We start from the raw sequence: 26,519 nt of genomic DNA, 5'->3' as shown, positions 1-26,519 counted from the left end.
AAGTCTCGTCAATTTTTATTTGTCTATACAAGTCCATTTTGAAGAATTGTTTCTTTTTCTGTAATAATTTTTTGTACATTTTGATCAAACGACTCTGTTGGAATATAACTTACAATTTGAAAATCAAAAGCTAATGATAACGTTTTCCCTTCATACTGCAGCAGATAACGATCATAATAACCACCGCCGTACCCAATACGTTCCCCTCGTCTTGTATACGCAACTCCAGGTACAAACAGAAGATCAATTTCATTTGCTTCTGTTTCTACTGTTAGCGCAGGAATTGGTTCACGCAAGCTCATATATACTGTTTCTAATTGATCAAAATTTGTAATTTGACGAAAGATCATTGTTCTTGTCTCTCTATTACACTTTGGTACAACAACTTTTTTTCCTTCTCGCCATGCTTGTTCAATAATTACATATGTATTCACTTCATGTTCCATCGAAAGAGTAATTCCGATTGTTTCCGCTTCTCTCCACTCTTTTTGTTCATATAAAGAAAATACAATTTGTTCTGATAAAGTTTTGTGCTGTTCTTTCGATAAAAAATTCATTTGCTCTACTATTTTCTTACGTAAACGTACCTTCTCCTCTTTCACACGCTTTTCCCCCTATAAAGTGATCCTTTACTTACTTTATAATTATTAATCGCAAAAATGAATTATGTTCTTGTAAACAGTCTATCATTTTTTTCATGTATCATCACTTTTCAATAAGGGTTATAACCATAGTAAAAAAAAAAGAAACAGTAGGAAATTTCCTACTGCTTACTTTGTTTCACGGTGTAACGTAGACTTCTTGTCACGCTTGCAATACTTTTTAAGCTCAAGGCGCTCCGTGTTGTTACGTTTATTTTTCTTTGAGATATAGTTACGATCTCCGCATTCTGTACATGCTAGAGTAATATTCACACGCATTCTTATTTCCCTCCAGTCACTAATAACTTAAATCAGACTATACTATAATACCACTTTTAAAATAAAAATTCTACACCTTTTGATATTGTCTAATTTTTTCTATAAGAGTTTTCATATTTTCCTTTGCTATTACTGGGTTTCTCGCGTGTGAATATACAAGAAATTTAGGATGTTTTGCATCAGAAACAATATATGACCACTCTTTTTCTGTATATTTAAATTGGATTCCCTCTAATACTTCGACTTCTCTTTTTTCCATATCTTGCAATAACATTCCCATTACTTTCCCTTTCTCTTTCCACGAGCAAACAACTTCATCACATAATAAGTAAAGGGGTGGTGATTGCTCTAACATCGTCGACAAAGTATTTCCTTGCCGAGCAATTAGTTCGAATAATTTTCCAATCCGATATAAAATATCTTGCTGCCATCTCATCTGAAACTTACTTTGTTCACCATACATATAAAAAAGAAGATAGCACTCTCCTAATTTTAACGATAATGGATAAACACTTTCTGTCGTCTCAAGTAATAAATCAGGCACATCGATTTCTTCACAATTTGCACTTTGGTAAATCCCACCATGATTATCATATAATTCAAATTTATTTCCTTGTTCATACAACATAAGAGCCATATGAGCTCTACTGGATTTCATTAACAATTTAACATGTTCTTTTTGCTCACTAGCATAAACCCATGTAATTGTGCAACCTAGTTTTCGCAAGAAGGATATGAGTAGGGACTGAAACATTTCATCTCTTTTATTAATAAGAAGGTGAAATGTTTGCTTTTGTATCGTTTCGATATCCAAATACACTAATACAGATTCAACATATTTCTCTAAACAAACATGTACCGTTTCATTTCGTCCTATGTCTTTATCATATACATAATGAAATGCTTCTGACATATACAAGTGTTCCATTTCTTTTTGCTGTTTATACGATAACCTTATGCCTTCCTTACCATACAGTTGAATGACAATTCCTTCTTCTTGTTCAAAGCGAATAAAAATGCCCCCTGCACATTCGAGTTCATTGATCGCATACCGAAAGGCCGAATCGTTCATTTCTTGACATTCCATCGTATACAAGCCAACACTATGAATTGCATGTAGAAATAACTTTTTAAAAATATCAACTTTTACATCATCATATCCCCCTATCAATATACGCTCCCCTTTTGAAAAAAGAGAGCCATATGCCATTGCTATTTTTACAACAACTTGAGGTGTCATTTCTATATTACCCCTACCTACTACCCGGCTTTTTTGCAGCCAACCTGAGTTTTTTTCATTTTCAGTAATTCCTGACGAGGCAATAATAGAATGACTATCAACAACTTTATTAGGCCATATTTTCCCATTGTGTTGTATCACTGTATTTTTTCCAATCTGGCAACGGTCTGCTACCACACTTTTCTCAAATAAAGTTACATCATCTTTAATCATCGCATTTTCTCCAACGGTCGCTTCTAATAGCTCACAGCGTTTTCCTACATACGTATGGGCAAGAACAATACTTTTTTGGACATGCGTATGATCTAATATTGTGCTGCACTTACCGATAATTGAATATGGCTCAATTATTACCCCCGCTCCGATGGACACTCCTTCTCCGATAAAAGATGGACCGTGAATTTTTGTTCCCTTTTCAATAGTTACCCCTTCTCCCATCCAAACCATCGGTAGTACTTCCGTATAAGAAATGGGTACCTGTACTTTCTTTGTAAGTAAGTCAAAATGAGCCTGCCGATATTGATCTAATGTACCAATATCTAACCAGTAGCCTTGCGCTACATATCCAAAGAGTGCTTTTTTATTTTCCAGCAAAGGAAAGACATGGTGACTAAAATCAAAAAACTGCGCTGATGAAATATAAGAAAAAATTTCGGGGTCCATAATATAAATGCCTGTATTTACAATATTTGAAATCACTTCGTTCCAACTCGGTTTTTCCATGTAACGTATAATTTCATGCTCTCTATTCATAACGACTGAACCAAATGATAGTGGGTTTTCCACTTCCTTTACAAACATTGTGACCAGTCTATTCCTGCATTGATGGAATTCAATTCCTTTCGATAAATTAAAATCCGTCAATGCATCTCCACTAATTACAACAAATGGCTCATCTAAAAACGCTTCTGCTTGTTTAATGCTTCCTGCCGTACCAAGCGGCGGCGAATCTTCGAAATATTGCAACTTCACTCCCCATTTACTTCCATCACCAAAATACCGCCTAATTGCCGTACTCATATATTGAACTGTAATTGCAATCTCATGAATACCATGCTGCCTTAGTAACTCAATATTGTATTCTATCACTGGTTTTTCAAGTAATGGTAACATTGGCTTTGGAAGATTACATGTTAACGGTCTAAGACGCCTTCCTTTTCCTCCAGCTAAAATAACCCCCTTCATATACATTCATCCTCCACGTTTATAATGTTGAACGACCTTGTATATCATATGTATGTCACTTATGTAGAAATTAACCTTTTCACTTCACTGAACCACATTGGTAAGCGCTTACTTTATAGCTTAATACTGTGAAATTTTAATCAGTGGCGTTTTTCCTTGTCTTTCACTGAGTGTCTACCTTCACCAATCGAGTTTTTTACAGGATAAACAATCGCTTCCTATATTATTCCATATCATATTATGATACATCTTATCATCATAGAGAGGACAAGACAACGAGCTTTTTTTGTCATGTTTTGACTAAAAAAGCAAGTGATATTCCATCACTTGCTAACATTTTTTCCTATTCATTTAATAAATAATGTTTTCCTTTCACCAAGTAAAAAACATTCTCGGCAATATTCGTAATGTGATCTGCTACACGCTCAATGTAACGTGCAATAAAAGATAATTGTGTAATTTGCGTAATCGCTTCAGGATGTTCAGGGATAGAGGAAATAAATTCACGAATCGCTCTCCCGTATATTTCGTCAACAGAATCATCCATTTCCGCAATTTGTTTTGCAGAAGTTAAATTTTCTTCTTGATATGCTTCTAACGATAAATTTAACATATCCATGGCAATCGTAAACATTTGTTCTAGACTATGCAAGCTAACAGATACATCTTTTTCTCCGAGCCGAATTGTTGATTTAGCAATATTTACGGCATGATCTGCAATACGTTCTAAATCTGTTGCTGTCTTAATCGAAACAAAAATTCTTCGCAGATCGCTTGCAACAGGTTGCTGTTTTGTAATTAGCATAAGTGCAAGGTCATTAATTTCTTCTTCTAAATTATCCATACGGTAATCACCATCAATGACTTCTAGCGCTTTTTCTACATCTTTCTTCTGAAGCCCTTCCATAGAACAAGAAAGGGCTTCTCTTGCCAATTCTCCAAGTTCAATTACCTTTTGCTGCAATGTGTGTAAATCATAATGAAATTGCTCCCTTACCATGTTGTTTCCCCCTTTAGCTGTTACATATATGAAAACTCCCGCCACTTAGCTCCTTTGGATCTTGAAGTGGGAGTTTCTCGTGTGTCTCCTCTAACAGATGCGTAACACGAGTGGAGCTGACACAGTTACCTGATAGCACAACCCCTCTATTTCATTGGCAAACGCCTTTGGAACCACTTTTTTAATATATTGTACAAAGCGTACAAGAATGCGGTTACTAGCAATTCAGCTCCCCGCTCAAGGACTGTGCTGAGCATAGTCCTTGAGCGGGGAGTTTTCTTACTTGATTTTTGATAAAATGATAAAAGCCCCTTATAAAGGGGCTTTTACTCCCAAAAACATTAACCAAATCGTCCCGTGATATAATCTTCTGTTCGTTTATCTGTAGGAGTAGTGAATAATTTGTTTGTATCTGTATATTCAACAACTTCACCGCTTAGGAAGAACGCTGTTTTATCAGAGATACGTGCCGCTTGTTGCATATTATGCGTCACAATTACAATACTAAAATCTTTCTTTAGCTCTTGAATCAATTCTTCAACTTTCAATGTAGAAATCGGATCCAATGCTGATGTCGGTTCATCCATTAAGATTACATCCGGTTCAATCGCTAAACAACGCGCGATACATAAACGCTGTTGTTGTCCACCAGATAAACCATATGCATTATCGTGTAATCGATCTTTTAATTCATCCCAAATCGCTGCACCACGTAAACTTTTTTCAACAATTGCATCAAGTGTCTTCTTATCACGAATACCATGAATCTTTGGACCATAGGCAACATTCTCATAAATAGATTTCGGAAATGGATTTGGCTTTTGGAACACCATTCCAACATGCGTACGTAATTCTTCAACAGGATATGACTTATCAAAAATATTTCGATCTCGATATTCAATTACTCCCGTTGTGCGAACGATAGGTACTAGCTCTACCATACGGTTTAACGTTTTTAAATATGTTGATTTTCCGCAACCACTCGGTCCAATAATTGCTGTTACTTCATTCTCATGAATACTTAAATTAACATCTTTTAATGCATGATCTTCTCCATACCATAAATTTAAATTTTTTGTATCGAATACAACCTTCTTCGTTGCTGACTCAATTTTCTCTTCATTTTTCACCTGTACATTTACTACTGTTGCTACCATTTTGAATTCCCCTTTCATCCACTACTTACGATTTCTCAACCATAAGACAACCACATTTATAATGAGCAACAATCCTAATAAAACGATCATACCGGCTGCTGCTACATGCTGAAACTCCTCTTGCGGTCTACTCATCCAATTAAAAATTTGAATCGGTAAAACTGTAAATCTATCAAACATGTTAAGCGGAATATAATTAGCAAAAGCAAGCGCCCCAATGACTAATAATGGTGCCGCTTCTCCGATTGCCCTCGATAAAGCCAAAACACATCCCGTTAAAATTCCTGGCAAGGCAGTTGGCACTACAATTTGATACATTGTTTGCCATTTTGTAGCACCGACACCATATGAGGCTTCTAACAAAGAGCTTGGCACCATACGAATTGCTTCTTGACTCGACACAACAACAGTTGGTAACACAAGAAGACTCATCGTAAACGCTGCTGTTACTATACTCTCACCTAACTGAAGACCATATACAAAAATTGTTAAACCAAGCAATCCAAACACAACAGATGGCACCCCCGCTAATGTTTGAATATTTAATTCTACGATTCTTGTGAATACAGATTGTCTTGCATAATGCTCTAAATAAAGAGCTGTACCTACTCCAAATATAAAGGAAACTGGTACTACTATACTCATAAATACAATTGTTCCTGACAATGCAGCTGCAATACCAGCTTGCTTTGGATTACGCGAAGCAAAGTTCATAAAAAAATCTATCGAAAGATAACTTATACCTTTTTCAAAGATTTGATAAAGTAATAAAATTAGTATGCAAATAGAAAATAGCATTGTCATATAAGAAATTGACTTATATATTTGATCCTTCCAAAAACGCGTTGCCATATTTTCTTTTATTCTCTTATGGTTCAGCATTCGCATCTTATATCGCCTTTCTAAAACGGTGCATAATCTGCTGCGAAATCATATTCATCATGAATGTAAACATAAGTAACGTCGCGCCTACAGCGTACATACTATAGTATGCGATCGTTCCATGGGGGGCATCACCTAAGCTTACTTGCACAATATAAGCCGTTAACGTTTGAATGGAGTGCGTCGGATCTATAGATACATTGGGCGTTGAACCTCCAGCAATGACAACAATCATCGTTTCACCAATCGCACGTGAAGCCGCTAATAGGATTGCAGCCATAATACCGGTAAATGCAGCTGGAAACACAACCTTTCGTACAGTTTCAAAACGCGTTGCACCTAGCCCAAGTGAAGCCTCTTTTATTCCTTTAGATACAGCTCCCATTGCATCTTCAGAAAGAGAAGCGATTGTTGGAACCATCATAATTCCTATAACAATGCCTGGACTAATTGCATTAAAGAACTGTAAATCCGGAATGACACGCTGCAAGGCCGGTGTGACAATCGTTAAAGCAAAAAATCCATATACAATTGTAGGAATACCTGCTAGTAGTTCTAAAATGGGCTTTAACACTTTTCTAACAAAGTGTGAAGCATATTCATTTAAAAACACGGCACATCCTAGTCCAATTGGAATAGCTACTATCATAGCGATTGTTGTTACAAGTAAGGTCCCACATATAAGAGGAAGTATCCCAAACTTAGGCTCTTCAAAAAATGGTAACCATTCTTTCTCAGTAAAAAAAGAATACATTGATATTTCACGAAAAAACATAATTGTTTCATTCGCTAGCGTAATAACAATACCGATTGTTGTTATAATAGATACGCTAGCAATTGCCTTTAATAGTAACGGAACCATTCGATTGATTCGCTGCGTTTTTTTTCTTTTGATTGTATTTCTTTCAATCAAATGTTGCACAGAAAATGCAAATTGACTTTTGTCATTTCGAGCCAAAGATGAAAACCCCTTTCCATCCTGACATTATCTTTTTATTTCTGTTAACATTCGCAGCTGTTCACTATATTTCTTTTGTGGTAATTTAACATATCCGACTTCTTCAGCAAGTCCGCCCGCATGTTGCATCATAAACACCACATACTCTGCCACACTGCTTTTATTTCGAATCGAAGCATGGTTTACATAAGCAAATAGCGGCCTAGACAATGGCTTATAAACACCAGATTGAATGTTTGCTTTCGTTGGTGGTACACCATTTACTTTTACGGCTTTTACCTTATCTCGATTCGCCATATAGTACGCATATCCCACAAATGCAATTGCATTTTTATCATTCATTACCCCTTGCATAATGACTTGATCATCTTCAGATAAAGCAACTGTTTTTGCAAGACGATTGTTTCGCAGGACAACACTTTGAAAATAATCATACGTACCGGAATCAACACCTGGCGCATAAAATTGCACCTTTTCGTGCGGCCATTTCGGATGAATATGTGACCATCGTTTCGTTCTACCATCTTCGCTCCATAATAGACGTAATTCTTCTATTGTCATATTATCAGCCCATGTATTTTGACGATTCACAATGATTGTGAGGCCATCATAAGCAATTTCAAATGGTGTAAACTGGATGGAATTTTCCTTCATAAAATTTTCTTCTACTTGTTTTACCTGGCGCGATGCATTATTTATATCTACTTCGCCTTTGCCAAAACGATGAAACCCTCCTCCTGTCCCAGATATACTAATAGAAATTTTCACACGTGGTTCTTTTTTTGTGTACTCTTCCGCTATAGCTTCCATAATTGGAAAAACGGTTGAGGATCCATCAACTCTCACTTCCCTCACATCATTAGCAGCGGATGGAGTAGACACATATAAAAAAATGAAACATGTCGATATTGCTAAAATCTTGATAGATTTTTTTGTCCATTTCACGTGTAGCTCCTCCTAGAAGTATCCTGGAGTAACAGGATTACAGATATAAGAATAATGCCCAACTATTAATTCGGTTTTAATAATTTGTAAAAGTTTTGTAAAGTTCAACATAATGTGGAGGAATACGATACTTCTTTCTCATTTTCACTTCTTTTCTCAAAAGTAAATATATGACCGGTCATACTATGAGAGAGTTCATTTTTTTCAACCCCCTATTTCGCGTATAGGATATGCTCGTCCACAATTACTAAAACCTATGCATAAAATACAAAAAAAAGCACACTATCTTTTAAGATAGTGTGCCAAATTCACATATTTTTATTCTTTTTTACCTTTTTCATCTTTTGGTGCTTCACCTGTTACTTCTTGTTTTTTCAAGTCAAAGTAAGCATCCATAATTTCACGACCGATATTTCCGTTAATTCCAGACTTATCATCGTGTACCCATGGAACAACAACGGAGAATGCAACTTCAGGATTATCAAGCGGCGCATAACCTACTAATGTTAAGTTATAAGTTGATACAGGCTCGCCTTTTGCATTTCTTCCGATATCTTTGTTACCACCATAAAACGTTTGTGCTGTTCCTGTTTTTCCAGCAGCTGTATATTTTGCACCTGTAAAGTATTTTGCACCTGTACCACCTGAATCATTAAATACTTGTCTAAATCCTTCTTGCACACGCTGGATTTGATCTTCAGGCATATCAATACGATTTAATACTTTTGGTTCCATTGATTGAATCACTTTTCCGACTTCATCTGGTTTAGATGATGGTTGACGAATTTCTTTTACGACTTGCGGTTGCATACGATAGCCACCATTGGCAATTGTAGAAACATATTGTACAAGTTGAAGCGGTGTATACGTATCATACTGCCCGATTGCTAAGTCTAATAAGAAACCTGGTTGGAATCCAGAACCTCTCTGACCAGCTATTTCGTTTGGTAAGTCAATTCCTGTTTTCACGCCAAGCCCAAACTGTCCAAAATAATAACGCATATCATCGAATGCCTTTTTCTTAATATCTAATGTACCACCTCTAACATATGGCACTCCAGCAATATTCATAGCTGTTTTAAACATATATACGTTAGAAGACATTTTCAAAGCGGTAAGGTCGTTAATGCTGCCCATCGTTTTCCAAGAAGCTTTTACTGGTGTACCTTTTAGCTGAATTGGTTCATCCACTAGTACTGTTCCAGGCGTAATTGCTCCTGTTTGATATCCCGTTAGCACCGTAGCACCTTTCACAGTTGAGCCCATCGGATACGCACTTGTCATTGTTCCTAATGCGTAATCTTTTATCTCTTTCGTTCCATTTTCGTCTACGATTTGTTTCCCAGCCATAGATAAAACTTCACCATTTTTCGGATTCATCATCACAACAAATGCACGGTCTAAAAGTGGTTCTGCACCTGCATATTGCTTTAAATACTTCGTAAGGATTTCTTCTACACGCTTTTGCAGTTCCATATCAATTGTTAAATTCAGATCATTGCCTCGTTGACCTTTAGAAACGTTTATTGTTTCTAAAATATTTCCGTCTTTGTCTGTAACATTTCTCACTTCTGCTTTTGTACCATGAAGCGTATCCTCATATTGCTGTTCAATATAACTTTTACCAACGCGGTCGTTACGGTTATAATCTCGAACAAGAAAATAATCTAGTCGTTCTCTTGGCAACCCTTCATCTGAGCTTGTTACACCACCAAGTACACTACGGAACATATCATCATAAGTGTATTTACGATCCCAATCAACTGTCGTATCTACACCTGGCAACAATGCTAAATTTTCACTAATGATTGCATATTCTTCTGTTGTTACATCTTTTTTTATGATTTGCGGTGTCATTGCATATCCGCCATCCATTTTACTCTTAATTGCAAGTATTTCTAAATCTTCGGGTGTTAATTGATTTATTTCTGCCTCTGTCACGCGATTACGCTGACGCTCTGCCATTTCTTTATCATCAATTTTCTTTGCTTTAAATTCAGCTTGGTCTTTCTTTGTAATCTTTTCCTTTGCCTCTTTTTCATGTAAAGAAAGCCAATAATCTTTTTTATCACGTTCTGTTAATTTATCTGGTGATACTTCAATTAGCTTCGCCAGTTTTTTCGCTGTTTCTAAACGTTCTTCCGAAGTTGAACCCTTCAGTCTTGTAAACGTAATGGTACGAACTGGGTTATTATCCACAACCGCACGACCATATCTATCAAAGATCTTTCCGCGTGGAACTGGATTACTTACTGTTGAGTTTTCCTTTTTTTCAACTTCATTTTTATAGTCCTCACCATGTACAATTTGTACCATTCCAAGCTTTACAATGATCGCTGAAAACATTAAAAACACACAAAAAAACAACACGTTAAGCCGAAACGGAACGTGGGTTTTCTTTTTTTTCTTCTTTTTACTCATACGAACCCCCTCTACCAACAGCTATGTAATAGGAAAGGGACACCTTATTATAGGTGTCCTCACTGCTGTTTTACATGTCTTTTTATTCTAGCATAAAATCCAGAAGAAGTTAACCTTCTCGTTCAGTATGATTTTGTGTTGTTTCAGGTGCTGGAATCCTTGGTTTATTTGGATTCCCTTCCCCGTATTTGACATTTCTAACAGCAAAATAAATAAGTAAATGTCCAGCTCCAAGAATACATAATAGAACAGGTAAGCTTTTTTCTGGCTGGAAAAATGATACTGCACATAAAAAACTTAAAATCGAACAGATTCTTCCGCTGTTTAACCATAATTCTCGAACAACAATATACTCGACCCGCCATTCTTTCGCCTGCTTTGCTCTTCCGATTACATCGTATGTCATCGATCCGTACGGAACAAGTAAAATCGGATAAGCTATTGCAATACATGCTGCATAAATGAGTAATTTTACATATGTAACATGAAAAATAACTAAAAATACAACGACATACAAAATAATTCCACCAAGTAAAATCGCCTTTTTTCTCCACTCCTTTTTTAACATACGCGCAACCAAGTAATAGCATACAAATGAAACAGCGGAATTGACTAAACTATACTTTCCTAATGCAAATTCGCTCCCTGATGCCAAATAGACATATACAGAAATAACAAAAATAAACGTCCCTTCCCTTAATCCTTGAAAAAAGTGTGCGCGTGTAATCCTTCCCCAGTTTTTATCAACCTTACGTTCTTTCAAAACTTGAACAATTTCATAGCGCCCCTCACATTCTCTTTTCGATAAAAAGAAGCTTATGACAACAGCAATTGCAAATAAAGTTAATGAAAGAAAAAAGATAACTGTATAACCGCTCCATTTCTCCATACGTGAAATCGTATATCCTGCTGTTATTGGCCCAATCATTCCAGAAAAGGATGTTAAAAGACCAAGAAAACCGTTAAAAAAATCACGTGTTTCCGGTTCCGTAATCTCAAATGTCAACAGATTAAATGCAAGCCAATAAAAACCGTATCCAATTCCAAGAAGACCGCCAAGTAATAAAATGTAATGTGAAGCATGCGTTCCTGCGAGTAAAACAACAATAAAAAAAGCAGCTAATGTTCCCACACCGATTCGCAGTAAAATAGCACGATCTATCCGTTTTGCCAATTTTCCTGCAAAAAGAAATGTTAGTGGCTGCAATACAACGCTTGCTAAATTATACAAACCAAGGTTCACATAGTTTTGTGTTTGTTTCCATAAATAAATGTTAACAAACGTGTTGGATAAAGAAATTGCGAGCGTGTATAATCCCCCCATAACAAGTAACAATATTAAATCACGATTCACCTCGACATCGCCAATTACATGTTTCCACTTCATACATAACTCTCCTTTACTTCATGTTCTAGTCTTCCAAAGACGAGCACAATTATGTAAAAGAAAGCATACAAAAAAGCTAGGAGAATATTCCCCTAGCTTCTTCAATATCGCCTTACCTAAAACGGAACAAGCGATATTATTTAGCTTCTTGGTAACGTTTTTCAGCTGCGTTCCAGTCTACAACGTTCCAGAATGCACCGATGTAGTCAGGACGACGGTTTTGGTAATGTAAGTAGTAAGCATGCTCCCAAACATCTAAACCGATAACTGGAGTTTTACCTTCTGTTAAAGGTGAATCTTGGTTTGGAGTGCTTGTTACTTCTAGCTCACCATTGTTTACTACTAACCAAGCCCAACCAGAACCGAAGCGAGTTGCACCAGCTTTTGCGAATTCTGTTTTGAATGCATCAAAGCTACCGAATTTCGCTTCAATTGCAGCTGCAAGTTCACCTACTGGTTGTCCACCACCATTTGAAGATAGAATTGTCCAGAAGAAAGTATGATTCGCATGTCCGCCACCGTTATTGCGTACTGCAGTACGAATTGCTTCTGGTACTTCATTTAAGTTTGCAACTAATTCTTCAACACTTTTGTCAGCTAGTTCTGCATGACCTTCTAGCGCAGCGTTTAAATTTGTTACGTAAGTGTTGTGGTGTTTTGTATGATGGATGTTCATTGTTTCTTTATCAAAGTGAGGTTCTAAAGCATCATACGCATAAGGTAAATTTGGTAATTCATGTTTTGCCATTGTTACATTCCTCCCAGTTTATGTATTGCCAAAATGACTTGGCATACAACTTCATTTTACCCTAATTGCCATAGGGTGAAAACAAATTAAATCACATTGTCTTGCTATCATTAACGTAGCAAAATTCCCATTTCTTTTCAAATAAAATGCTCATATATTTCGTAAAAAAAGCTTCCTTCTACAAGGAAGCTTCTCGTCTACATGATGAACATTTGAAATGGATATGGACCCTGTAGGACTCGAACCTACGACCGGACGGTTATGAGCCGTCTGCTCTAACCAGCTGAGCTAAGGGTCCAGAATTATGTATATATCGGTGGCTGAAATTTAAATCACACCACCAAGTCTCCACAGAACTTTCATACAAGATAAAAACTGTATGATTGCATGGTTGAGTCACTGCGAGATATATCGGTTAAGAAATGTAAGATAAATTTACCATATAAAAAAGAAAAGTGTCAATTGTATTTTTACTTTTCTTAAAGTCAAACTTCCATCAGTAAACCTTTCCTCATTTCTCAATGATGGTGAGCTCTCGTCTATTTTACATTTACTGAAGTCTATCTTTTTTATTTTCAAATCTTAAAAAAACACCTTACTGCAAGCGAATAATTATATAAATCCATTTTGTTTTTTCGATATATAATAATCCCCCACTACGCAAAACAAAAAGTGACCTGCACTTGTTTTCTCTCTTTGTTTTACCATCGGACGGGGCAGGAAAAAGGATCTGACTGCTTCTATGCATAGCCAGTTGCCCTCTCCTACCTAAAAGAAAGGTTTTATGTCAGGGTTTCAATTTATATTGATATAGCAAAAAGTCCTTTATAGCTATCACTTACTGGGGTATCAATCTTACTTCACACGATATAACTTGTAGTTCTCTAGATTCGTACGTTACAATGATTTTATGCATCAATCTATCATACATATAGCAAAGGAAGTGAATATATGTCCGTATTTACGCAGCTAGTAAAAAGTTTATATTCGCCAAAAGACATGGCACTTTTTCGTTTTCAAAAAATCGGGAAAACGATTCTGTATATCATGTTATTGTGTTTAATTGCAACAATCCCAAAAACCTTCACATTTGGGAATTTCACCCAAGATATCGTTTCTACTGTACATCAATCAATTGAAAAAGATCTCCCAGATTTTAAAATTGAGAACGGCGAACTTCATGCCGACGTTAAAGAACCCATTATAAAAGAAGATGGGAACTTTGTTTTCGTATTTGACCCTAATGCAACGGATACGACTGCATATGCAAATAAACAAGGTGTATTCGTTTTAAAGGATAAAGTTGTATCTATTAATAACAATCAAACACAAAGTCAGTCTTATAGCGATTTTGGGAATGGTACATTTGAGAAAAAAGATATTAAAGATATCATATCAGCCATTGATAGCATTTATCCTATTCTCATGCTTGTTGTAGGAATAGTCATTTATTTGTTCCAATTATTCATTTCATTCCTAGGGGTAACAATTTTAGCCTTTATTGGTTCTGCAATGGGCGGTCAGCGGAAGTTATCTTACAAACAAGTTTGGACATTAACGGCCTACAGCTATACAATTCCAACAATTTTCTTTATGATTATGGATTTATTAAAAATAAATGTACCCTGGTCATTCCTTCTGTACACTGCAATCATTTTAATTGTTCTGTACTTAACCATTAAAGAAATACCAAAACCTAAAGAAAAACACGAACTATAAAAAATGCCATTTTGGCATTTTTTTTTTGGACAAGCATATATTTCCTAACAAAGGAGTGAGGAATATGAAAAGACTTGGTACACTCTTACTTGTGCTTGTTCTCGGTTACGTGTTTTATTACGATATAAAAATTGGTACTTTACCAATGTTAAGTTCATACAAAAAACCAACAGCTGCCCAAACTGTAAAAAAAGAAAATGTTGATACAAAATCCAAAAAAGAAACGGATGCACAATATAAAGCGATTGAAGTAAAAACAGGAGATACTGTTTTATCCATTACAGAAGCGATTAACAAGAAAAAAGTTCCTTCTATTGAAAAAGTAATCGATGATTTTAAACAATTAAATAAAAATACATCTTCTACAAAAATTCAAATTGGAAAATCTTACAAATTTCCATTATATCAATGAACCATCACTTAATCCTTGTCAATTACATAAAGGCGCTGATACAATAGTAAAAGTGAAACCGAGCATATAGGTTTCTATCGCTCCATATCACATATACTATATTTGATATGAGGCAACAAAATAAGAAACTTCTTTTATAAGGAGAGCGATCTATTCGTGAATGAAATGACTCATCGTACAAAAACACGTCCTGTTAAAGTCGGTAATTTAACAATTGGCGGTAATAATGAATTAATTATACAAAGTATGACAACAACAAAAACGCATGATGTAGAAGCTACAGTTGCTGAAATTAAACGTTTAGAAGAAGCGGGTTGTCAAATTGTCCGCGTTGCTGTTCCAGACGAACGCGCAGCAAATGCTATTGCTGATATTAAAAAACAAATTAACATCCCACTTGTTGCTGATATTCACTTTGATTATCGTCTTGCTTTAAAAGCAATTGAAGGCGGCATTGATAAAGTACGTATCAATCCAGGAAACATTGGGCGTCGCCATAAAGTAGAAGCTGTTGTAAATGCTGCAAAAGAACGCGGTATTCCAATTCGTATTGGTGTAAATGCTGGTTCATTAGAGCGCCATATTTTAGAAAAGTACGGCTATCCTACTGCAGATGGTATGGTTGAAAGCGCACTGCATCATATTAAAATTTTAGAGGACTTAGATTTCCACGATATCATCGTATCCATGAAAGCCTCTGATGTTAACTTAGCAATCGAAGCTTATGAGAAAGCAGCTCGTGCCTTTGATTATCCATTACATTTAGGCATTACAGAATCTGGAACACTATTTGCTGGAACGGTAAAAAGTGCTGCTGGTCTTGGAGCAATCTTAAGTAAAGGTCTCGGAAATACACTTCGTATTTCATTAAGTGCTGATCCTGTTGAAGAAGTAAAAGTTGCTCGTGAACTTTTAAAATCATTCGGTCTTGCATCGAATGCTGCAACACTTATTTCTTGTCCAACTTGCGGTCGTATTGAAATTGACCTTATCAGTATTGCAAATGAAGTAGAAGAATATATCTCTACGCTGAAAGTACCAATCAAAGTTGCTGTACTTGGATGTGCTGTAAACGGACCTGGTGAAGCTCGTGAAGCTGATATCGGTATTGCCGGTGCACGTGGAGAAGGCTTATTATTCCGTAAAGGAAAAGTCGTTCGCAAAGTACCGGAAGAAACAATGGTAGAAGAACTCAAAAAAGAAATTGATGTAATTGCTGCTGAAATGGCTGCAAATCAAGAAAAAGAAAAACAAGAGCAATAATAAAAACGGCTGCCTGGATGTCACCAGCAGCCGTTTTATAACTACAAATAAAAGCTTGTCAGTCTTTACGCTGACAAGCTTTTACTTTGCACACTTCGGGCAACGCCCGTATATTTCAAACTTATGCCCTGTTACTTCGTATCCTTTAAAATCTTTATTCATAAAATCCATTGGACAGGAAGTAATTTCTTTCGTACCACCACAATCCAAGCAAATGAAGTGATGATGATGTTCCATAATTGAACATGTAAAACGAAAATGCTTTTCTCCATTTAATTCTGTTTGCTCTAAAACACCAATTTCAGCAAATACCGTTAAATTACGATAGATTGTATCAAAACTTAGTCCTGGGTAATCATTCTTCATATGCTCTAAAACGTCTTTTGCGGTTAAATAACGATTATGAACCGCAAATAAACGTAACATTTCTTCCCTTTTTCCAGTGTGTTTATAGCCTTTTTCTTTCATAAGACGTAAAGCTTCAGTCAGATTCATAACTATCCCTACTTTATGCAGTTTTTTTCTTCTTCCATAAGATTGCACCGATTAAAATAAGAACCGCTAGCATAACAATTGTACCACCTGGAGCTAAATCAAGCTGATAAGAAGCAAACAGCCCACCTATCACGGAAATTTCACCAAATAAAATGGAAAAGAAAATTGTTTGTTTAAATCCTTTTGCGATGCGGATACTTGCGGCAACTGGTAACGTCATTAGGGATGATACGAGAAGAACCCCAACAACACGCATTGATACTGCAATGACAAGCGCAACTAAAATAATAAAAATAAAATGAATCCATTTAGCACGAAGACCTGTTGATACAGCATATTCCTCGTCAAATGATAATAAAAATAACTCTTTATATAATAAAATAATTGTTGCAATAACTACGATTGCTACAATACCAATAAGAATTAAATCCGTGCTTGTTACAGCACTCACGCTACCAAATAAGTAACTAAATAAATCCGTATTAAATCCATTCGCAAGTGAAATAAAAACAACTCCGAGTCCCATCCCTGCTGAAAGAATAATTGGAATCGCTAATTCTTGGTAATGTTTATATACAGTACGTAATTTTTCAATTAATAGTGCTCCGCCTATCGAAAAAATCATTCCCATATATAACGGATTTAAAAAACCACCTGTAAAAATCGTTTTTTCTAGTAACAAACTTGCGGCAATCCCTGATAATGTCACATGACTTAAAGCATCTGCAATCAGTGACATGCGACGAATGACAACAAATACACCGATTAACGGGGCAACAAGCCCTATTAAAATACCAGCGTATAAAGAATTGCGTAAAAAATCATATTGTAAAAAATCCTGTATCATTATATCCTCCCGTGATGCTCATGATCATGTTCTAAACGATGAACATGATGTCCATATAAAATCGACATTTCTGCATCTTCTAACTCTCGGAATTTCTCAACATTTCCATGGAAATGCAAATGCTGATTTAAACATGCAACATGTGTCACCTTCTCTGTTACAGCTCCCATATCGTGTGTAACCAGAATCAATGTGATACCTAGTTTTTTATTTAAATCTTCTAGTATCTCATAAAAGCTCTCTACACTCTTTACATCAATCCCCACTGTAGGCTCGTCCAAAATTAGTAATTCTGGATTACTTACAAGCGCGCGTGCAATAAACACACGTTGCTGTTGTCCACCGGAAAGCTCTCCGATGTTACGATTTTGAAATTCACTCATTCCTACATCTGCGATTGCCTTTGTAACCTTTTCTTTATCTTCTTTCTTCAAGAAACGAAATAGGCCTTTTTTTGAAACAAGCCCCATTGAAACAACTTCAAAGACAGTTGCTGGAAAACCAGAGTTAAAGCTGTTAGCCTTTTGTGAAACATAGCCAATTTTATTCCACTCTTTAAACTTCTTGCTATCAATACCAAATAACCGAATACTCCCTTTCTTCGGCTTCAAAACACCTAATATACACTTTAATAGGGTCGATTTACCAGATCCATTCGGTCCAACCAAACCTAAAAAAGCTCCCTTAGGAACTTGCAAATTAATATCTTCTAACACATTTCGATCTTCATACCGAAATGCCAGTCCTTCTATTTCCAACATATTCTTCATAGCATCTCACCTATTTTAATTCAGAATGATTCCGATTTACCTCTATTTGAATTATAGTATAACTTATTATAGTTGTAAACCAATCTGCCCAAAAATATATTCTTTATTTCGGACAACCTTATTATTATAACAAAAAAGCAGAGAAAATCTCTCTGCTTTTTAAGGATATTCAAAAATTACGGCAAAGATTGCTTTTACATTTCCTCATACTTTGGAACTGATTGGCCTTCTTTATCTTCTTTTTTTGAACATGTACTTTTAATGAATAGCGGATTTAAATTTACCACCATTTGTCTCTTGCGTACTCATAATTGTAATAAAGGCATTTTCATCAATTTCATGAACAATTGATTTTAATTTTGTTACCTCAAGACGTGTAACAACTGCATAAATTACTTCTTTCTCTTTATCTGTATAACCACCTTTAGCAACGAGTTTCGTTGTTCCACGACCAAGGCGGTGTAAGATGGCATTTGATACTTCTTCATACTGATCTGATACAATCAGTACTGCTTTTGTCTCATCCAATCCTTGAATAACCGTATCAATTGTTTTAAATGCGATATAGTATGTCATAACAGAATACATCGCCTGTTCGACACCAAACACAAATGCTGCCCAAGCAAAAACAAATAAGTTCACAAACATAACAAATTCACCAACAGAAAACGGTAATTTTTTCGTTAATAAAATTCCCATAATTTCCGTTCCATCTAATGAACCACCATGCCTAATAACAATCCCTACACCAATCCCTAAAATAAGACCACCAAAAACGGTTGCCAAAATCGGTTCCGTCGTAAAAGGCTTGAAAGAATGTAATGTTGACTCAATAAATGCTAAAGCGACGATTGCAAAAGCAGAAGATAACATAAAAGTTTTCCCGATTTGTTTATACCCAGAATACATAAACGGTAAATTGAGGATGACAACTAAAGTAGAGAAACTTAACCACCAAATGTTTGGAGTAAGATAATCTAGTATGAGGGAAATACCGATAATACCACCGTCAATAATTTTATTTGGCATTAAAAACAGTTCAATAGCTACTGCCGCACACGTTGCACCAAAGACAATCATAACTAAACGATACAATAGGTGAATAATACTTTCTTTTCTATGTTGCTTTTTTTCCATAAACCCTCCTTATATACTTTTTATATAGTTTTGTTCTTTTATTATAACATAGTCTTCTTTTACTTATAGAAAAAAGCATCTACTATGCGAATATATACAAGCATCCCGCACATATATTTCGATATAAGAACAACTGAAGGAGGACTACATCATGAACCTCATCAAGCACATTGTAAACAAAAAATTAAATCATATGACAACAAAAGAATTATTGAAATATAGTAAAGAATATGAAGTTCCCATCACAACTGAACAGGCTGAGCAAATTGTCCCTTTAATAAAAGGGAAAAACATCAACATTTATGATACAGGAGAAAGACTAGAACTTTTAAAAAAGATTGCAAAAGTCACTTCCCCATCTACCGCTCAACAAATAAATACGCTATTTCAGAAACTATTAAAATAAGGAGGTGGAAATCCCCCTCCTTATTGTTCTTTAATCTTCTCAAGAAGACCTTCATCAAATGAGCCACTCTTCAACATTTCAATTTCAAACTTATATGGTGGTTTTTTATCTTTCTTATCCTCACCTACATACGGTGTTTCAAGAATTTTTGGTACATGCTGTAATTGCGGATGGTGTACGATGTGGTGTAACGCTTTATAACCAATATGACCGAAACCAATATTTTCATGACGGTCTTTTCCAGCTCCGCGTATATTTTTACTATCGTTAATATGCAATACTTGCAAACGATCAATCCCAACAATTTTATCAAATTCATTTAATACACCGTCAAAGTCATTCACAATGTCATAACCTGCATCATGCGTGTGGCACGTATCGAAACATACAAATAACTTTTCGTTATATTTTACACCATCAATAATTTTTGCAATTTCGTCAAAGCTGCGTCCGCACTCTGTTCCTTTTCCAGCCATCGTCTCTAGTGCAATATTCACTGTCTGTTCTGGCGTCAATACCTCATTTAGGCCTTTAATGATTTGCTGAATACCAGCTTCAGCTCCCGCGCCAACATGAGCTCCTGGATGAAGTACAATTTGCTTCGCTACACCTAACGCTGACGTTCTTTCAATTTCCATGCGCAGGAAATCAACACCTAATTGAAACGTTTCCGGTTTTGTCGTATTACCAACATTAATAATATAAGGTGCATGGACAATAATTTCTTCAATACCATTGAGCTCCATATGTTTACGCCCTGCTTCTATATTTAACTCTTCAATTGGTTTTCTTCTCGTATTTTGCGGTGCACCTGTATAGATCATAAAGGTTGTCGCACCGTATGAAGCAGCCTCTTCACTTGCTGCTAATAACATTTTCTTACCACTCATAGAAACATGAGATCCAATCTTTAACATATAATCACCTCTTCAATATACAATAGCTATAATGATAGCATAATTTGTAGAAATATGTAGTGAATTGTTTGTTCACAAAACAATAAACATACTGCTAAAACAGATTCACAAGTTACGCCCCCTGCTTCTAAAACATGGAACTCTTCTTAGCATATCAAGATTAGTAGCGTTTTTCTTAATTCCTGCTGGTTATTAGTCCTCACCTAACGCCTTTATTTTTGCTACAGGAAAGATTCACATTCGCAAATAAAAGGATAAAAAAAGATAAGGGATCGCCCCTTATCTTTTTTTATTACTGTATTTATTCTTCACTTTTGCACGTTCTGTTGCCAGTTTTCTCTTATAATTAGGTTTTACTTTTTTCGGCTTCTTAACAACTTTCGTTGCCATAATATCAAGTTCATCATTTGGCTTTTTACGACTTTTACGACGACGGCGGTCACCTAAATCAGCCCATTCATCTCCACGTAAGTCTACATGGTTAAATATGATATTACGTTGTTTTTCTAAGCTATCTAACGCTTCTTCATTTGCTGGATCATAAATCGTCACTGCAATTCCTGAATATCCAGCACGAGCTGTTCTTCCTACGCGGTGAACAAAAAAATCTAAATCAGATGGAAGTTCATAGTTAATAACATGGCTAATCCCTTCAATATCAATACCACGTGCGGCTAAATCTGTAGCGACAATGTATTGAAACTCTAAGTCACGAACTTGTTTCATCATTTTTTTACGATCACGTGGTGATAAATCACCATGAATTCTTCCTACTTTTAATCCACGCTCTGCTAATCCGTCCGCAACTTCATCCGCTTTTTTCTTTGTATTTGTAAAAACGATTGCTAAATACGGCTTAAATTGAAGTAACATATTTTTCACTAATTCAATTTTATTACGATGCCTAGAAGGAACTAAATAATGCTCAATATTCCCTGCTGCAACTTGTTTTGGATTAATATGAATATGCTCTGGATTCTCCATATACTTCTTCATAAACGGTTTTAATTTTTGAGGAATCGTTGCAGAGAAAACAAGCATTTGCAAGTTTTTAGGCATACGCGCTGCAATTTTATCTACATCTTGAATGAATCCCATATCAAGCATCAAGTCTGCTTCATCAACAATAATCGTAGTAGCTTTATGAACGAATAGCGCTTTTTCTTCTACTAGATCTTTAATACGCCCGGGTGTCCCAATAACAACATGAGGTTGTTTTTTCAATTTTTCAATGGATCTTTGCTTATCTGTTCCTCCGATTAAGCAGCGTGCTGTAATCATTTGATCTTCTTCACAAAACTTTGTTAACTTTACAATCTCTTGATAAATTTGTTGTGCTAACTCACGAGTAGGCGCTGTAATGACAAGTTGGACCTCTTCTCGTTTCGCATCAATTCGGTTTAATGTTGGAAGTAAATATGCGTGTGTTTTACCAGAACCCGTTTGGGACTGTCCAATTACACTCACACCTTTTTTCACAACAGGAAAAATTTTCTTTTGAATTTCTGTCGGCTCTGAAAAGCGTAGTTCACGAACTGCATCTATTAAAAACGGTTGAAAATTATATTGTGTAAATGTTTGTAGTGTCATAAGTTACACCTTCTTTCTAAAATTTCTACTGCGCGCACAAATCAGTCAAGTCTACATTATATCGAACTCTAATAGTAAAATCCATCTTTAGTTTAGGTTTTCACTCCAAAAACTAACCTTCTTTCTTTTCATTGCATATTGTATGTGTATATACCTAACTGAAGAAAGGAGGAGTTCTCTTATGTATCCGAACTCTCCTATGGGACAAATGTATACAGGACAGCAACCGTACACCCCGTATCCTATACCTAATTTACCTCCTATGATGCAAAAAAAGAAAGGATTTCTCTCGAAGCTATTCAAAAAACACGATCCGACTCAGCCCTTTATGCAAATGGTTCCTCCCTATCGACAAATGGAGGGGCAACCGATGATGCATCAACATCAGCAGCCCTATATGCAGCAGTCACAACAAATGATGCCACCTCAAATGAACAATCCGAATGAAATCCGTAGCTCAGCACCGATTATACCTAGCGCTAGCGGTGGCGGTGGCATTGGCAGCTTTTTTTCCAACTTAATCTCCAATCCAACAGGTATGTTAAATAACATTGAAAAAGTTGCTCAAGTCGCTCAATCTGTTGGACCTGTCGTCGAGCAGTATGGACCCATTGTGCGTAGCATACCAAGCATCGTAAAAATTCTCACTTCTGGAAAAGGTGCTGCTGAAGAATCCGCAGAAGAGGTGGAAGTAATTACTACACCTCCACCACCTTCAAAAAAGAAAAAAAAGAAGAAAATAATTTTAGAACCAGTTATTGAAAGAGCCTTACCGAAAGAGGAGAATATCCCGCGTATGGCACCAAAACCGAAACTATATGTCTAACAATCCTTTGTTTTCTGTCCGCTCCTCCTTTATAATGGAAAAGACTATGTACAAAAAGGATTCCTTGTTTAGAAGGAGAGGATTACTCACATGAAAATTGTTAAAATTTCCCCTCGTGGTTATTGCTACGGTGTTGTTGATGCAATGGTCATTGCACGCAATGCTGCACTAGATAAAACATTACCGAGACCGATTTATATTTTAGGTATGATTGTTCACAATAAACATGTAACCGACGCTTTCGAAGAAGATGGCATTATTACATTAGATGGTCCAAGTCGATTAGAGATTTTAGACAAAATTGATTCTGGTACTGTTATTTTCACAGCACACGGTGTTTCTCCAGAAGTTAAACAACGTGCAAAAGAAAAAGGGTTAACGACAATCGATGCAACATGTCCAGATGTTACGAAAACACACGACCTTATCGAAACAAAAAAATCGGAAGGATACCATGTGATTTACATTGGTAAAAAGGGACATCCAGAACCAGAAGGTGCCGTTGGTATTGCACCTGACATCGTTCATCTTATTGAAAAGGCAAATGATTTGGAGACACTAGAAATCCCAACAGAGAAAATTTTAGTAACAAATCAAACAACAATGAGTCAATGGGACGTTCAGCACCTGATGGAAGACATTCAGAAAAAATTCCCAACAGCTGAATTTCACAAAGAAATTTGTTTAGCAACACAAGTACGTCAAGAAGCAGTTGCTAAGCAAGCAGATGTGGCTGATTTAACGATTGTTGTCGGTGATCCAAAAAGTAATAACTCAAACCGTTTAGCCCAAGTATCACAAGAGATTGCTGGTACAAAAGCATACCGCGTTGCAGATGTAAGCGAAATTCAATTAGAGTGGCTGCAAGGGATCGAAAATGTCGCTGTTACCGCAGGGGCCTCTACACCAACGCCAATTACAAAAGAAGTAATCGCCTTTTTAGAACAGTACGACCCAATGAACCCAGCAACTTGGGAACGTAAACGAAACGTACCACTTCAAAAAATCTTGCCACGTGTAAAAGTAAAAAAACAACAATAAAAAAAATCCGTTGCTAACTCACTAGCAGCGGATTTTTTTATTCAATATAAATCTATTTTGATTTTTTTCACATATAAGTCGCTGCTACGAAGAACAAAAAAATTACCTATATTCTTTTTTCTCTTTGTTTTCACTTGGCATGGGGCAAAAAAAGGCTCTGACCACTTCTATGCATAGCCGGATGCTCTCTTCCATCTAAAAAGAAAGATTTTATAATTTTTCTTTTTAGATCTTATACAAAAGTAAACGGATCTGTATGTAACTGAGAAGCATGAATTTGCACAGCAAATTTTTTCTCATCTACTTTTTGCTGTAATTGCTTTTGCACACCTTGTTTCATCACTTTTTCAACATTATGTCCTGGATCCACAATATTTAATCCGAGCATCATCGCATCATGTGCAACATGATAATACATATCGCCCGTCACATACACATCTGCCCCTTTAAATTTCGCTTGCGTAATATATTTATTCCCATCACCGCCAAGCACTGCTACTTTCCGCACTTTATCGTCTAAATTCCCAACAACTCGCGCACCTTTTACATCTAATGCCGATTTCACATGTTCAGCAAACTGGCCTAATGTCATTTCTTCTTGCAAATATCCAATTTTACCAAGTCCTAACGTTTCTCCCTTATTATCAAGGGGGTATACATCGTAGGCAACTTCTTCATATGGATGTGCTGTTAACATTGCTTTTACTACTTTTCGCTCTAGTGGGGCTGGGATAATCGTTTCAATCTTTACCTCTTCTACACGCTCTAACTGCCCAGTTTCGCCTATATAAGGGTTTGTCCCCTCCCCAGGCATAAATGTACCTATTCCTTCACTATTAAACGTACAATGGCTATAGTTGCCGATATAACCAGCGCCAGCATCCCCAAGAGCTTTACGAACTTCTTCAGCATGCGTTGCAGGCACACATACAACAATCTTTTTCATTTCTTCCGAGTATGTCGGAACAAGCACTTCTGTATTTTGTAATCCCAGCGCCTCAGCAAGCAAGTCGTTCACTCCGCCTTTTGCTACATCGACATTTGTATGCGCTGCATAAACAGCGATATCGTTTTTGATACACGTTTCAATAATTCGACCATACGCCTTATCTGTATGGATTGCTTTTAGCGGATTAAAAATAAGCGGGTGATGGGCAATAATTACATTCGCACCTATTTGAATCGCTTCTTCTACAACCGCTTCTGTAACATCTAGTGCAATCAATACATGCTGGACTGGCTTATTGAGTGCACCAATCTGCAAACCAATTTTATCGCCTTCCATCGCTAAATGCTTCGGATACATACTTTCAAATAAAGAAATCACTTCATGCCCATTTGGAATTTTACTCATGATAAAACCTCCTCTATCATTTTCATTTTCTCGACTACTTCAATTCGTTTTGCCTTTGTATCTTCTGATTCTGTCGCACGCTCTATTTGCTTCAGGATATTTTGAAAGTTTTTCAGTTCATTTTCCCATTTCTCTACAAACGCATCACTTTTTTCCTTCATCAAAAATGGTCCAATAAATAACTCTGCTTGTTTGTTTTCATGATAAGGAGTTAGCGGTTCTCCTTTTTCCCCAACTAAAATCTCATAAATCTTTCCGTCTTCTTTTATAATTTTTTCATGAATAAGCTCCCAACCATTTTCAATAAACCATTCACGAATATGATGTGCAGCAATATTAGGCTGTAAAATTAAACGTATTACACCATTTAGCTTTTCTTTTCCATTCTCTAAAATATCACGAATTAGCGCTCCACCCATACCAGCAATTGTAATAACATCGACTTCTCCTGGTGTAATAACAGCTAAGCCATTTCCTTTACGAACATCTACCTTTTCTTGTAGGCCACTCTCAGCTACTGTAGCCTGTGCAGAACGGAATGGCCCATCTACCACTTCTCCCGCTACTGCCTTTGTAGCAATATTATTTATGATTGTATAGCACGGTAAATACGCATGGTCGGAACCAATATCTGCAACTGTAGATCCTACTGGAATCTCCCGCACTACTTCTTCTAATCTTTTTGAAAGCTTCACTTCATTCATTTATTTCCATTACTCCTTCTCTTGTCAGTCTGTCTCCATGATAATGAATTTACAGTAGTTGTTGCAAGTAAAGAAACAAAACAATTCATTTATTTCATCGTATTTTAGATTGAAAGAAAAAACAAGCTCCCTGCTATAAGCAAAGAACTTGTTTTATCGGTCGTATTCCACTACATGCGAATCATACAATTCTCA

25 protein-coding genes and 1 tRNA gene are annotated in these 26,519 nt (G+C 36.2%); 6 read left to right on the top strand and 20 right to left on the bottom strand.

What is annotated here, in order from left to right; genetic code table 11:
• Positions 1-23: 23 nt before the first annotated feature.
• The 12 genes from MHH71_RS22180 to MHH71_RS22125 all read right to left on the bottom strand — a co-directional run bounded on the left by MHH71_RS22180 (position 24) and on the right by MHH71_RS22125 (position 13,141).
• Positions 24-602 carry a 5-formyltetrahydrofolate cyclo-ligase gene (locus MHH71_RS22180; protein WP_003200367.1) on the bottom strand — a complete coding sequence of 193 codons (579 nt, stop codon included), beginning with the start codon at positions 600-602 and terminating at the stop codon, positions 24-26.
• Positions 603-770: 168 nt separating this feature from the next.
• Positions 771-920 carry a 50S ribosomal protein L33 gene (gene rpmG, locus MHH71_RS22175; protein WP_001265618.1) on the bottom strand — a complete coding sequence of 50 codons (150 nt, stop codon included), beginning with the start codon at positions 918-920 and terminating at the stop codon, positions 771-773.
• A 70-nt stretch (positions 921-990) separates the two neighbouring features.
• Positions 991-3,345, bottom strand: a complete 2,355-nt coding sequence (locus MHH71_RS22170) for a sugar phosphate nucleotidyltransferase (protein WP_033799107.1) — start codon at positions 3,343-3,345, stop codon at positions 991-993.
• Between the two features lie 343 nt (positions 3,346-3,688).
• A complete protein-coding gene (gene phoU / locus MHH71_RS22165) occupies positions 3,689-4,345 on the bottom strand; it encodes a phosphate signaling complex protein PhoU (RefSeq protein ID WP_016116338.1) in 657 nt (218 codons plus the stop codon).
• Between the two features lie 341 nt (positions 4,346-4,686).
• Entirely contained in the window at positions 4,687-5,502 is an 816-nt protein-coding gene (gene pstB / locus MHH71_RS22160; protein ID WP_016116339.1) for a phosphate ABC transporter ATP-binding protein, read from the bottom strand.
• A 21-nt stretch (positions 5,503-5,523) separates the two neighbouring features.
• Complete coding sequence (gene pstA, locus MHH71_RS22155; protein WP_006096005.1) at positions 5,524-6,390, bottom strand: phosphate ABC transporter permease PstA; 867 nt, start codon at positions 6,388-6,390, stop codon at positions 5,524-5,526.
• Position 6,391: 1 nt separating this feature from the next.
• Positions 6,392-7,342 carry a phosphate ABC transporter permease subunit PstC gene (pstC, locus tag MHH71_RS22150; protein WP_003200358.1) on the bottom strand — a complete coding sequence of 317 codons (951 nt, stop codon included), beginning with the start codon at positions 7,340-7,342 and terminating at the stop codon, positions 6,392-6,394.
• 27 nt (positions 7,343-7,369) lie between these two features.
• Entirely contained in the window at positions 7,370-8,287 is a 918-nt protein-coding gene (locus tag MHH71_RS22145) for a PstS family phosphate ABC transporter substrate-binding protein (RefSeq protein WP_033799106.1), read from the bottom strand.
• 318 nt (positions 8,288-8,605) lie between these two features.
• Entirely contained in the window at positions 8,606-10,708 is a 2,103-nt protein-coding gene (locus tag MHH71_RS22140) for a peptidoglycan D,D-transpeptidase FtsI family protein (protein ID WP_033799105.1), read from the bottom strand.
• A 109-nt stretch (positions 10,709-10,817) separates the two neighbouring features.
• On the bottom strand, positions 10,818-12,095 hold the full coding sequence (locus MHH71_RS22135) for an MFS transporter (RefSeq protein WP_003200351.1): 1,278 nt from the start codon (positions 12,093-12,095) through the stop codon (positions 10,818-10,820).
• A gap of 136 nt (positions 12,096-12,231) precedes the next feature.
• Complete coding sequence (gene sodA, locus MHH71_RS22130) at positions 12,232-12,843, bottom strand: superoxide dismutase [Mn] (protein WP_003200350.1); 612 nt, start codon at positions 12,841-12,843, stop codon at positions 12,232-12,234.
• Between the two features lie 224 nt (positions 12,844-13,067).
• Positions 13,068-13,141, bottom strand: a tRNA-Ile gene (locus tag MHH71_RS22125).
• A gap of 653 nt (positions 13,142-13,794) precedes the next feature.
• Between MHH71_RS22125 and MHH71_RS22120 the strand changes: the two genes are divergently transcribed.
• The 3 genes from MHH71_RS22120 to ispG all read left to right on the top strand — a co-directional run bounded on the left by MHH71_RS22120 (position 13,795) and on the right by ispG (position 16,237).
• Positions 13,795-14,562 carry a DUF1189 domain-containing protein gene (locus tag MHH71_RS22120; RefSeq protein WP_006096002.1) on the top strand — a complete coding sequence of 256 codons (768 nt, stop codon included), beginning with the start codon at positions 13,795-13,797 and terminating at the stop codon, positions 14,560-14,562.
• A gap of 64 nt (positions 14,563-14,626) precedes the next feature.
• Complete coding sequence (locus MHH71_RS22115) at positions 14,627-14,974, top strand: hypothetical protein (RefSeq protein WP_003200346.1); 348 nt, start codon at positions 14,627-14,629, stop codon at positions 14,972-14,974.
• A 165-nt stretch (positions 14,975-15,139) separates the two neighbouring features.
• Positions 15,140-16,237, top strand: a complete 1,098-nt coding sequence (ispG, locus tag MHH71_RS22110; protein ID WP_162617293.1) for a flavodoxin-dependent (E)-4-hydroxy-3-methylbut-2-enyl-diphosphate synthase — start codon at positions 15,140-15,142, stop codon at positions 16,235-16,237.
• An 81-nt stretch (positions 16,238-16,318) separates the two neighbouring features.
• Here the strand turns inward: ispG and MHH71_RS22105 are convergent, their stop codons facing one another.
• The 4 genes from MHH71_RS22105 to MHH71_RS22090 all read right to left on the bottom strand — a co-directional run bounded on the left by MHH71_RS22105 (position 16,319) and on the right by MHH71_RS22090 (position 19,486).
• The gene (locus MHH71_RS22105; RefSeq protein WP_003200343.1) at positions 16,319-16,732 is read right to left on the bottom strand and encodes a Fur family transcriptional regulator; all 414 of its coding nucleotides are present in this window, start codon (positions 16,730-16,732) and stop codon (positions 16,319-16,321) included.
• Positions 16,733-16,745: 13 nt separating this feature from the next.
• On the bottom strand, positions 16,746-17,579 hold the full coding sequence (locus MHH71_RS22100; protein ID WP_003200340.1) for a metal ABC transporter permease: 834 nt from the start codon (positions 17,577-17,579) through the stop codon (positions 16,746-16,748).
• A complete protein-coding gene (locus MHH71_RS22095) occupies positions 17,579-18,349 on the bottom strand; it encodes a metal ABC transporter ATP-binding protein (protein WP_033799104.1) in 771 nt (256 codons plus the stop codon). The genes MHH71_RS22100 and MHH71_RS22095 overlap by 1 nt, the downstream gene beginning before the upstream one ends.
• Before the next feature lie 258 nt (positions 18,350-18,607).
• Positions 18,608-19,486, bottom strand: coding sequence for a YitT family protein (locus tag MHH71_RS22090; RefSeq protein ID WP_003200334.1), 879 nt, complete (start codon positions 19,484-19,486; stop codon positions 18,608-18,610).
• 151 nt (positions 19,487-19,637) lie between these two features.
• Between MHH71_RS22090 and MHH71_RS22085 the strand changes: the two genes are divergently transcribed.
• Entirely contained in the window at positions 19,638-19,892 is a 255-nt protein-coding gene (locus tag MHH71_RS22085; protein ID WP_003200331.1) for a DUF2624 domain-containing protein, read from the top strand.
• A 20-nt stretch (positions 19,893-19,912) separates the two neighbouring features.
• Here the strand turns inward: MHH71_RS22085 and MHH71_RS22080 are convergent, their stop codons facing one another.
• Positions 19,913-20,809 carry a deoxyribonuclease IV gene (locus tag MHH71_RS22080; RefSeq protein ID WP_006096000.1) on the bottom strand — a complete coding sequence of 299 codons (897 nt, stop codon included), beginning with the start codon at positions 20,807-20,809 and terminating at the stop codon, positions 19,913-19,915.
• A gap of 279 nt (positions 20,810-21,088) precedes the next feature.
• Entirely contained in the window at positions 21,089-22,399 is a 1,311-nt protein-coding gene (locus tag MHH71_RS22075; protein WP_003208521.1) for a DEAD/DEAH box helicase, read from the bottom strand.
• A 181-nt stretch (positions 22,400-22,580) separates the two neighbouring features.
• Here MHH71_RS22075 and vrrA point away from each other — a divergent pair, with 181 nt between their 5' ends.
• Both vrrA and MHH71_RS22065 read left to right on the top strand, forming a co-directional pair.
• Positions 22,581-23,225 (top strand): VrrA/YqfQ family protein, encoded by a 645-nt coding sequence (vrrA, locus tag MHH71_RS22070; protein WP_006095999.1) that lies wholly within the window; start codon positions 22,581-22,583, stop codon positions 23,223-23,225.
• Positions 23,226-23,315: 90 nt separating this feature from the next.
• A complete protein-coding gene (locus MHH71_RS22065) occupies positions 23,316-24,266 on the top strand; it encodes a 4-hydroxy-3-methylbut-2-enyl diphosphate reductase (RefSeq protein WP_003200678.1) in 951 nt (316 codons plus the stop codon).
• Positions 24,267-24,498: 232 nt separating this feature from the next.
• Here MHH71_RS22065 and MHH71_RS22060 read toward each other — a convergent pair whose 3' ends face one another.
• Both MHH71_RS22060 and MHH71_RS22055 read right to left on the bottom strand, forming a co-directional pair.
• Positions 24,499-25,620, bottom strand: coding sequence for a Nif3-like dinuclear metal center hexameric protein (locus tag MHH71_RS22060; RefSeq protein ID WP_033796422.1), 1,122 nt, complete (start codon positions 25,618-25,620; stop codon positions 24,499-24,501).
• Entirely contained in the window at positions 25,617-26,324 is a 708-nt protein-coding gene (locus tag MHH71_RS22055; protein WP_006095998.1) for a tRNA (adenine(22)-N(1))-methyltransferase, read from the bottom strand. Before MHH71_RS22055 ends, MHH71_RS22060 begins: the two co-directional genes overlap by 4 nt.
• Positions 26,325-26,519: the final 195 nt, after the last annotated feature.

It is taken from the genome of Bacillus sp. FSL H8-0534 (genome assembly GCF_038005885.1).
Classification (GTDB): domain Bacteria; phylum Bacillota; class Bacilli; order Bacillales; family Bacillaceae_G; genus Bacillus_A; species Bacillus_A pseudomycoides.
This window is presented reverse-complemented; position numbering and strand designations above follow the sequence as displayed.